Below are 7150 nucleotides of genomic sequence, written 5' to 3'. Positions count from 1 at the left end.
CCTCCTGGGGGAAGCGGCCCTCCTCGTCCACCTGCGCGGCGAACGGCGCGATCTTCGCCTCGGCGAGCGCGCGCACCGTCTCCCGGAGCATCTCGTGCTCCTCCGACGGCCGGTACAGATCAAAAGCCGGGTCAGTCATCGCTTGCTCCAGTCCGTTCTGCCGCTGCGCGCCGCAGGAAAGCTGTGGGGGAACTTAGTGCCACTACTAGACCACACTGCATGCCGAGGACGCAGCCGCGCAGCTCGCACGGCTTCTCCCTCTGTTCATGCTCGCCTCGCGCTGTATCTCGCGGTGCACGTTCGATGCGAAGTGCCGGTGCGGGCGGCGGCCGTTTCGCGGCACCCCGGGCCCCTTCCGGACGGGCCGGACAAGTCAAAAGGCACTCAGTGTCTTTACGGGTAGGCACGGAGTGCCGTAACTTGGCGTTCATCAAGGCGAAGGGTGAATCGGCTCTATCCACAGGGAGACGAGGCATGTTCGAGCTCACCAACAGGACTGCGGTACTCGACCGCGAGGTGCAGCCGAGCCCCCCGGCGGCGGAGCTGTACTTCCAGCGCTGCCGCTGGTGCGGAACCGCCCTCTACCAGCGGCTGCTGTGCACCGGCTGCGGTTCGACGGAACTCGACACCGAGCGCAGCGAGGGCCGCGGCGTCGTCTGTACGTACCGCAGGCTGAGCACGGACCGGGACCGCTGGCCGGTGACGATGAACGAGGGTTTCACCGTGTGGTGCCGGGTGGCGGGCTCGCTGCCGATGGTGCGCCCCGGCGCGCGGGTCCGCCTCGCGACGACCGTCGAGCCGACCGACGAACCCGTGGTGGAGCTGTGCCGGGACTCCTGGGACGAGCCCCTGCCGCAGGGCGGACTCCGCCGTTTCTGAGGGCGCCGACTCCCGCGTGCCCGGCGGCAAGTAGAGTGCGTGGCCGTCGACCAGGTGGGGGCCATGCACGCCGATCCCGCGCAGAAGCACCGTGCTCTGGTGCTGTGGCAGCAGCCGGCCGCGCCGCGCGCCGCCGTCCTCGTCCTGCACGGCGGCCGGGCGGAGGGCCGCCAGACCTCGCGCCCCTGGCACACCCCCGGACTGCGGATGCGCCCCCTGGGCGGTGCCGCCGCCCGCCGGATGCCCGCCGAGGACCTGCTCGTCGGCCGGGTCCGCTACCGCTTCCGCGGCTGGAACGGCGCCGATGCGGATCCGCTGCGCGACGCCCGGCAGGCACTGGACGAACTGCAGGCGCTCAGCGGTGAGGTGCCCGTCGTCCTGCTCGGCCACTCGATGGGCGGCCGGGCCGCACTGCACGCAGCCGGTCATCCCGCCGTCGTCGGCGTGGTGGCGCTCGCGCCCTGGTGCCCGCCCGAGGATCCCGTCACACAGCTGCGCGGCCGGACCACGGTGATCCTGCACGGCGAGCGGGACCGGGTGACCGACCCCGCGCTCTCCCGGGCCCTCGCCTACCGGGCCCGCGCGGAGGGCGCCCGCGCCGGGGTCCTGCTGCTGCGCGAGAGCGACCACGCGATGCTGCGCCGCTGGCGGCTGTGGCACGAGCTGGCGGCGGAGACCGCGGTGGGGCTCCTGACCGCCGGATCGCTCCCCGCCGAGGTCGACCAGGCACTGGGCCGGGACACCCCCGTACTCCTCTGAAGGCCTGGCCGACTCCCTCCCGTACGGACCTCGGGGCCGTTCCACCGGCGCGTACGCGGTGGCTAAAGGTGCGCCGGTTGTGCGCGGTGGTGCTCTCAAGTCCCTTGTGCCTCAAGGGTGTTACCCGTCTGAGACATTCCCGGGCGCCGGGGCGGACAGGAGCACCCTGAGCGCGACCGGCCGGCCGGGCCGGTCCCCCTGAGGGAGGGGTGAGCCATGCGTACGAGCCGAAAGATCGCGGTGTCAGCCGCTGCTGCCGCACTGCTCGGGACGGCGGGAGCCGCCGCGGCCCAGGCCGCGATATCCGGTGGCACCGGGGCGGAGAGCACCGCCGCCACGCCGACCTGCGCGGCCTCCGGGCTGTCCGCCTCGGTCCGTGAACACCTCGCGGGCGGGATGAACCACGTGGGAATCACACTGGAGTTGAAGAACACCACCGACCACAGCTGCGCGCTGCGCGGCTACCCGGGACTCGGCCTGGAGGACGGCGAGCACCAGCGCCTCACCTCGGACACCTCCTGGGGCGAGACCTGGTACGCGGACGACCCCGGCAAGGAGACCGTGACCCTGAAGCCCGAGGGCACGGTCGAGGCCAACGTCGCCTGGACGCGCGCCAATTCGGGCACCCCCGAGGCGCGGCACGCCGCCTATCTGGTGGTGACGCCGCCCGCCTCCACCGACTACAAGACGGTGAAGCTGGACACCTGGGTCGACAACGGCGACCTGGCGGTGACCGCGGTGGCCCGCGAGGTGCCCGTGGGGCGCTGACCCGTGGAGTACGCGCCGACACCGCGGCAGGGTCGCGGGACCGGAGGCGAGAGACGTCACCTGGTCAACTGCGCGGCGAGGCGGCGCAGTTGACCAGGTGACGGCGGGTCAGATCTGCCCCTCGTCGAACCACCGGGCAAGCTCGGGCGCCACCCGGTCCACCCGGACGGGCCGGCCGTCGTTGCGCAGCGACTCGGTGGCCGCGCACCCGGCGGCGACCGCCTCCCGGGCGGCGATCGGGCTGGTGTCGGTCTCGCCGCCCACCCGGACGAACCGCAGGAACTCCTCGACGAGCAGCGGATCGGCGCCGCCGTGCCCGCCCGCCGTCGTGGGCATCGGGACCACCAGGTCGGCGTCGGCGCGGTAGCCGCTGCGGCGCTGCCAGACCCGTACCTCGGCGCTCTCGCCGTGGTCGCCGAAGTTCTCCAGCCTGCCCTCGGTGCCGATGACCGTGTAGTTGCGCCAGTAGTCGGGGGTGTAGTGGCACTGCTGGTAGCTGGCGTGGACGCCGTTCTGCAGGCGCATCGTCATCATCGAGAGGTCCTCGACGTCGACGACCGGGTTGAGCCCGGTGAGCGAGAGCGGCGGCCAGTTCCGCTCGGGGTCGTACCAGTCCGGCATCACCGCTCCCGGACGCTGGCCGGAGCGGTCCGCGATGTCCCCGTACAGGGTGAGCGCCCCGAGGGCGGTGACATGCTCGGTGTAGCCGCCCGCGAGCCAGTGGATGACGTCCAGGTCGTGGGCGCCCTTCTGCAGCAGCAGACCGGTGGTGTTGCGGCGGTCCGCGTGCCAGTCCTTGAAGTAGAAGTCGCCGCCGTGGCCGACGAAGTGGCGGCACCACACCGCCTTGACCTCGCCGATCTCGCCGCGCTGGATCAGCTCGCGCATCACCCGGACCACGGGCATATGGCGCATGTTGTGCCCCACGTAGAGGCGGGCGCCGCCGCGCCGGGCGGCCGCGAGGACCCGGTCGCAGCCCTCGGTGGTGATGGCCAGCGGCTTCTCCACGAAGACGGCGACTCCGGCGTCCAGGAGGTCGGTGACGATGGCCTCGTGGGTGTGGTCGGGGGTGATGACGAAGACCGCGTCGAGGTCCTCGCCCGCGAGGAGTTCCCGGTGGCCGCCGTAGAGGCGGACGTCCTCGCCGAACCACTCGCGGGCCCTCGGGTGGCTGCCCGGGTCGGTGTCGGCGGCGGCGACCACGGCCGCGCCCGCTCCGGGCCGGTGCGCCTCCTTGGCGAGGGTGGCCCGCAGCCCGAGGCCGACGACGGCCAGGCGCAGTTCGCGGGTGGTCGGATCCGCCGGGGCGGGGGAGGGGACCGTCATCGGAGTCAGCCCTTCATTCCGGAGAAAGCGATGCCTTGGATGAACTGCCGCTGCATGACCATGAAGACCACGATCACCGGGAGGGTGGCCAGCAGCGAACCCGCCATCAGGACGGGGTAGTCGGTGAGATGGGCCCCCTGCAGCGAGGCGAGACCCGCCGAGAGGGGCATCTGCTCGGGGTCGGTGTTGACGATCAGCGGCCACATCAGATCGTTCCAGGACCACAGGAAGGTCAGGATGCCGAGCGCGAGCAGCCCGGGCCGGGCAAGCGGCAGCGCGATCCGCCAGTAGACGGTGAAGGGGTTGGCGCCGTCCAGGCGGGCGGCCTCCTCCACCTCGGTGGGCAGGCCCAGGAAGAACTGCCGGAGCAGGAAGGTGCCGAAGGCGCTGAACATGCCCGGCACCACCAGCGCCTGCATCGAGTTGAGCCAGCCCAGGTTCTGCATGATCTGGTACTGCGGCAGCAGGAACAGCTCGCCCGGCACCATCAGTACGGCCAGGAAGCCGAGGAAGATCGTCTGGCGGCCGGGGAAGCGGATCCGTGCGAAGGCGTAGGCGGCCAGCGAGCACAGGAGCAGCTGGGCCGCGGTCCGCAGCAGCGCCATGAGCAGGGTGTTGAGGAACTGCTCGGTGAAGGGGATCGAGTCGAAGACCGTCGCGTAGTTCGACCACTCCCAGTGGTGCGGCCAGATCGTCGGCGGCACCCGGGTGGACTCGCCGAAGCTCTTGAACGAGGTCAGCACCTGCCACAGCAGCGGGAAGACGGTGAGCACCGCGCCGAGCGAGAGGACGAGGTGCGCGGGCCACAGCCGCCCTTCGCGCTTCGGGCTCCGGGTCGCCTCAGGCATAGTGCACCCACTTCTTCTGCAGCCGGAACTGGAGCGCCGTCAGCGCCATGATCAGGACGAAGAGCACGCTCACGATGGCCGCGCCGTAGCCGCGCTGGTTGTCGAAGAACGACTTCTGGAAGAACAGCATCACCACGGTCTGCCCCTCTCCGTAGGCCGGATTGGTCACGCCCACGCTGGTGTTGGCGCCCAGGATCAGATAGATCAGGTCGAAGACCTGGAGCGACTGGATGACGGAGAGCACCGTCGTGAAGAAGAGGGTCGGGCTGAGCAGCGGCATGGTCACCGAGAAGAACTGCCGCACCCGGCCCGCCCCGTCGAGGGCGGCGGCCTCGTAGTAGTCCTGCGGGATGCCCTGGAGCCCGGCGAGCAGCAGGATCATGTTGTAGCCGACGGTCATCCACACCCCGACGGCGGCCACCGCGAAGCGGACCGTGTCGGGATCGGACACCCAGTACGTGCCGTCGATCCCCACCGCGTCGAGTGCCTGGTTGAGGATGCCGACGTCGCCGCTGTAGAGCCAGCGCCAGACCACGGCGACCGCGGCGGGCATCGTCACCACGGGCAGGAAGTAGAGCGTGCGGTAGACGCCCGTGCCACGCATGCCCTTCAGGTTGAGCAGCACCGCGAGGACCATCGCCAGCGGGATGCCGAGCAGTACGAGGCCCGTGTAGAGCAGGGTGTTGCCGAGCGCCTGCCAGAACTCCGCGTCGTGCAGCAGGGTGTCGTAGTTGGCGGTGCCGATCCAGGTGGTGCCCCCGAAGGCGCCCCACTCGGTGAAGCTGTAGTAGAGGGTCTGCACCACGGGCCACAGATAGAAGACGGCGAGGCCGAGACCGGCCGGGGCGATGAAGGCGTACCCCCACCACTTGTCCCGGTGGGCGAAGGCGCGCTCCCGCTTGCGCAGTTCGCGGTCCTCCGCCTCGGGTACGGGCGCGCGTACCGGGGGCGGCGCGGGGACTTCGGTGTCGAGGCTCATCAGGAACCGGCCCTCCCTTCCTGGTCGAGCAGTTGGTCCATCGCCTTGGCCAGTGCGGTGGTGGCGCCGTCCAGGCTCTCGTCGCCGCTCCAGGCCCGGGCGAGCAGCTGCTGCTCCTTGTGGGCCCAGGCCGCGGTGTTGCCGGAGGTCGGGTACGGCACGGCGTAGTCGACGGCGTCCAGGAAGACCTGGAGGTCGAACTCGGGCATGCCCTCCACCCAGGCGCGCTGGGTCCCGTGGAAGGCGGGGATGGCGGTGCCGTACTTGCCCTGGATCTGCGAGGCCCGCCTGCCGGAGAGGAAGCGGACGAAGTCGCGGGCCAGTGCGGGGCGGGGCGTGCGGGCGTAGACGACGTTGCCGAGCCCGTGGATGACGGTGGCGCGGCGGCGGCCCCGGGCCAGCGGGGCGACATCGACCTTGGCGCGCAGCTCGGGGTCGGCGTAGTAGGTGGCCGCGTTGTACGAGGCGTCCTGGACCATCGCGATCCGGCCGGACTGGAAGAGCTGGGTCGCGTCGGTGTCGGTGATCTGCTGGAGGGTGGGCGCGGCCCGGTAGCGGTGGATCATGTCCACCCACAGCCGCAGGCCCTCCAGGGTCCGCGGGTCGCGGTAGCCCGAGCGCTTGCGGTCCTCGGAGATCACCCAGCCCCCGGCCTGGGCGATGGAGTCGTAGTAGTTCTCCTGCGCCCACACCGGGACGCCGATGCCGTGGACGCCGCGCCGCCGGTCGGTGAGGCGCTGGGCGTTGGTGATCAGGTCCTGCCAGGTCCAGCCGGCGTCCGGGTAGTCGACCTTGGCGCGGTCGAAGAGCTCCTTGTTGAACCACAGGCCCACGGTGTCGAAGTCCTTCGGCGCCCCGTACTGCACGCCGTTCCAGCGGTAGAGGGAGACCAGGTCCGCGGGGTAGTCGGCGGGGCGCAGGACGGCCTCGCCGCCCTCGGTCTCCAGCGGGAGGAGCTGCCCGGCGTCGGCGTAGAGGCCGAAGTTCGGGCCGTTCATCCAGAAGACGTCCGGGGCGGTGCCGCTGGTGCACGCGGTGCGCAGCTTGGTCCAGTACGTGCCGTTCGGCGTGAGCTGCACGTCCACCCGCACACCGGGGCGGGTCCGCTCGAACTCCCTGGCCGCCCTGCGCATGGCGGGCAGCTGGGCGACGTCCCAGATTCCGTAGGTCAGGCGCCCGTGCCGGGAGTCCGAGGACCCCGGGGAGCTGCTGCAACCGGCGGCGAACGCCGAGGCGGCGGCCGCGGTGAGGAGCGATCTTCTGCGCACGCGCATCCTTTCGGGCGAGCGGATCGCTCACCGGCCGCCCGGTGCGGGGGAGACGGTCGGGAGGATCCGGCAGGGGAGGACCCTGAGGGGATGCCCGGGACGCTATGTGCTCAATATTGACGCGTCAAGGAGTGTTTCAATCACCTTCGAGCAAAGAGGGGGTGGTGTTGCGGACCGCTTCGACAGCGGCGCGCACGGTGACGCCCGCGCGCCCCGCTCTCCCGGCCGACCTGGGGTTTCCGGGCCCGGACGCACCGCGGCGGGGCGCCCCCGGCGGGCGGGGGGGGGCGCCCCCCGGGGGGAGCGCCGGCGGGGGGGGGGTG

The 7150-nt window shown here is 71.5% G+C and carries 8 protein-coding genes; 3 read left to right on the top strand and 5 right to left on the bottom strand.

From position 1 onward, the window contains the following. Nucleotides 1-139: acyl-CoA dehydrogenase family protein (locus HFV08_RS29055; RefSeq protein ID WP_168543515.1), on the bottom strand; the 139-nt coding region annotated here is incomplete at its 3' end. 335 nt (nt 140-474) lie between these two features. Between HFV08_RS29055 and HFV08_RS29050 the strand changes: the two genes are divergently transcribed. The 3 genes from HFV08_RS29050 (at nt 475) to HFV08_RS29040 (ending at nt 2406) form a co-directional block, all read left to right on the top strand. After that, the gene (locus tag HFV08_RS29050) at nt 475-879 is read left to right on the top strand and encodes a zinc ribbon domain-containing protein (protein ID WP_052482897.1); all 405 of its coding nucleotides are present in this window, start codon (nt 475-477) and stop codon (nt 877-879) included. 39 nt (nt 880-918) lie between these two features. Beyond that, the gene (locus tag HFV08_RS29045; RefSeq protein ID WP_312885874.1) at nt 919-1638 is read left to right on the top strand and encodes an alpha/beta hydrolase; all 720 of its coding nucleotides are present in this window, start codon (nt 919-921) and stop codon (nt 1636-1638) included. A gap of 216 nt (nt 1639-1854) precedes the next feature. Beyond that, nucleotides 1855-2406, top strand: a complete 552-nt coding sequence (locus tag HFV08_RS29040; RefSeq protein WP_168543513.1) for a DUF4232 domain-containing protein — start codon at nt 1855-1857, stop codon at nt 2404-2406. Nucleotides 2407-2514: 108 nt separating this feature from the next. Here HFV08_RS29040 and HFV08_RS29035 read toward each other — a convergent pair whose 3' ends face one another. Genes HFV08_RS29035 through HFV08_RS29020 form a run of 4 tightly spaced genes read right to left on the bottom strand, consistent with a single transcriptional unit; the run spans nt 2515 to nt 6827 of the window. Continuing rightward, nucleotides 2515-3732 (bottom strand): Gfo/Idh/MocA family protein, encoded by a 1218-nt coding sequence (locus tag HFV08_RS29035; protein ID WP_168543511.1) that lies wholly within the window; start codon nt 3730-3732, stop codon nt 2515-2517. Between the two features lie 5 nt (nt 3733-3737). Continuing rightward, complete coding sequence (locus tag HFV08_RS29030; RefSeq protein ID WP_168543509.1) at nt 3738-4580, bottom strand: carbohydrate ABC transporter permease; 843 nt, start codon at nt 4578-4580, stop codon at nt 3738-3740. Beyond that, nucleotides 4573-5559, bottom strand: coding sequence for a carbohydrate ABC transporter permease (locus HFV08_RS29025; RefSeq protein WP_168543507.1), 987 nt, complete (start codon nt 5557-5559; stop codon nt 4573-4575). The genes HFV08_RS29030 and HFV08_RS29025 overlap by 8 nt, the downstream gene beginning before the upstream one ends. Then, nucleotides 5559-6827: an ABC transporter substrate-binding protein gene (locus HFV08_RS29020; RefSeq protein WP_168543505.1), complete on the bottom strand. Its 1269-nt coding sequence runs from the start codon at nt 6825-6827 to the stop codon at nt 5559-5561. Before HFV08_RS29020 ends, HFV08_RS29025 begins: the two co-directional genes overlap by 1 nt. Nucleotides 6828-7150: the final 323 nt, after the last annotated feature.

This window comes from Streptomyces physcomitrii, assembly GCF_012273655.1.
Classification (GTDB): Bacteria; Actinomycetota; Actinomycetes; order Streptomycetales; family Streptomycetaceae; genus Streptomyces; species Streptomyces physcomitrii.
The sequence above is the reverse complement of the archived record's forward strand: the minus strand, read 5'-3'. Positions and strand labels throughout refer to the sequence as shown.

Excerpts from the sequence above, each read along its gene's own strand:
- HFV08_RS29050 (WP_052482897.1), top strand. The coding sequence starts at position 475 with ATGTTCGAGCTCACCAACAGGACTGCGGTACTCGACCGCGAGGTGCAG.
- HFV08_RS29030 (WP_168543509.1), bottom strand. The coding sequence starts at position 4,580 with ATGCCTGAGGCGACCCGGAGCCCGAAGCGCGAAGGGCGGCTGTGGCCC.
- HFV08_RS29035 (WP_168543511.1), bottom strand. The coding sequence starts at position 3,732 with ATGACGGTCCCCTCCCCCGCCCCGGCGGATCCGACCACCCGCGAACTG.
- HFV08_RS29040 (WP_168543513.1), top strand. The coding sequence starts at position 1,855 with ATGCGTACGAGCCGAAAGATCGCGGTGTCAGCCGCTGCTGCCGCACTG.
- HFV08_RS29025 (WP_168543507.1), bottom strand. The coding sequence starts at position 5,559 with ATGAGCCTCGACACCGAAGTCCCCGCGCCGCCCCCGGTACGCGCGCCC.